The sequence below is a fragment of the Hymenobacter agri genome, from assembly GCF_054778495.1.
Genome location: NZ_BAAGZM010000709.1, coordinates 1 through 1,974, shown reverse-complemented (window position 1 = coordinate 1,974; position 1,974 = coordinate 1). Strand labels below are relative to the sequence as shown.

Sequence of the window (1,974 nt, the reverse complement as noted above, 5' to 3'; positions counted from 1 at the left end):
GTCCTCGTCCTCGGCAATGGGTGCGCGCGGCGCGGGTGCCCCGATGCCGGCCTCCGACTCCTCACCCAGAAACTTGCCGTAGCGCAGGCGCAGGGTTTGCTGGTCGAAGCCCAGGGCATTGGCCCGGGCGGCGAAGGTGGCGGCGTCGAGCCGGGGCTTTTCGGCCAGCAGCTTGTCGGTGTCGATGATAATCTGGCGCTGGCTGCGGAAGTAGGCCGGGGCCACCTTCACGCCCATGCCCAGGTCGAGTGCGCCCTCAGCCACGGCCGTATCCTGCCACTGCACAAGGTAAGCGTCGGTGCGGGCCGTGTGGCCGTTGTTGTCGCGGGCGGTGAGGTAGAAGTATAGCTCGTCGCCGTAGGTTAATCCCAGCTTGGGCATGTTGAGCAGGCTACCCAGGCTGGCCTGCGCCCTCCCGTCCAGCCCGCCGCTCAAGTCGCGTCGCAGCTCCCGGAACTTCACCGCCTCGCCCTGGCCCTTTGCCACGGTGATGACCAGCTCGGCTCGGGTCAGGCCATAGTCGTCGCGCACGGTGCCGCCCAGCGCCAGAAAGCGGCGCGTCACGGTATCCGAAAACGCCTCCAGCGTGAGAGCGGGCGGCAAGTCGGGCACAGCCGTGAGCTGGTAGGAAATAGGGTCACGGTTGAGGCTGGCCGGGTTTTTCAGGCGCAGCAGGTAGGGCTGCGAGCGCATGATGCGCCGCGTGGCGGTGAAAGTACCGTCATCGCCGGTGGCGGCCAGCGTCTCGTCGGGGTTCTGGAACACCAGCGCCAGCTCGTCGGTGGCGGCCGTGGCGAATTCCCAGCGCACGGTGCTGCCTTCGGGCACCGTCAGGTTGCCGCCATTCTCGATGGTTTCGGCCGGCTTGCCGGTGTAGGGCGGGTAGGTGATGTTGACCTTGAAATCGCGCAGGTTGGGCCGTTCCAGCACCGTGAGTTGGTATTCGGGCGAAGCAAACCCGGCACCTTTCAGCTGAAACGTGACGTCGCCCTGCGGCTGCTCGAAGGTGTAGCGAAATTCGTCGCCGCGGCCCGCTACCTTGCTCAGCCGCCGCTCGCCGCCGTCGAGCAGGATGCTCACGTCGGCCGGCAGGGCTGCGCCCGCCACGCCCACGTCCAGCGTAAAATCCTCGCCCCGGAATGCCGTCAGCTTGGGGTTTTTAATCTGAAACTGAAACGGCGCGGGCGGCGAATACGCCCGCTTGTAGTGCCAGATGCGCTCGGTGCCCTGCACCAGAAAGCTGGGGTAAAAGGCCAGCAGCGCCAGCAGCACGGCGGCCGGAATGGCCGCGTATTTCCACAGCGGCTTGCTCTGTTGCTGAATATTGATGCCCTCGGCAAAGGAAATATTGCCCATTTGGGCAGCGCGCTGCTCCAGGCTGGCGGCAATCAGGGCGTTGTCGCGGGCCTGGCCCTGCAGCTGCAGGGCGTTCAGCAGGCGGTCCTGCACTTCCGGAAACAGCTCGCCCACGCGGCGGGCGGCCTGCTCGTCGCTAAGCAGCCGGCGCAGATTGGTGAGGGCAGCCAGCGGCGTCCAAATCCAGCGGGCGAAGCTGTACACGGTAAGGCCAATGAAGCCGAACAGCAGCCCGGCCCGCACCACCGTAGGCAGGTACAGGAAGTATTCGAGCCCGTTGAAGGCCACGAATAGCGTGAGCAGCAGCCCGCCGGCCACCAGCGCGCCGCGCACCAGCAGGTTCAGGTAAAACTTGCGCTTAAAGGCCTCCAGTTCCGTCCGCACCCGCGCCAGGGCGGGATACTCGGCCGTGGTCGCCCCTTGCTTTATCAACACCGCCATAAATCAGGTCTTAGTCGGGAAAGATACATCAGGAGCGGGCTGCTTGGTTCAGTAGCTTAATCAGAGGAACGTCGGTCATCCTGAGCGCAGCGAAGGACCTCATCATGTTTGCGCCGGTCGATTCACTGCAAACCGTACAGCCATGATAAGGTCCTTCGCTGCGCTCAGGATGACCGA

At 64.9% G+C, this 1,974-nt stretch carries 1 protein-coding gene; it reads right to left on the bottom strand.

Annotation, left to right across the window (positions count from 1 at the left end):
* Nucleotides 1-1,797, bottom strand: a 1,797-nt coding sequence (locus tag ACYVDE_RS21280) for a DUF4175 family protein (RefSeq protein WP_460503543.1), incomplete at its 3' end; no start/stop codon positions are given.
* Between the last annotated feature and the right edge of the window lie 177 nt (nucleotides 1,798-1,974).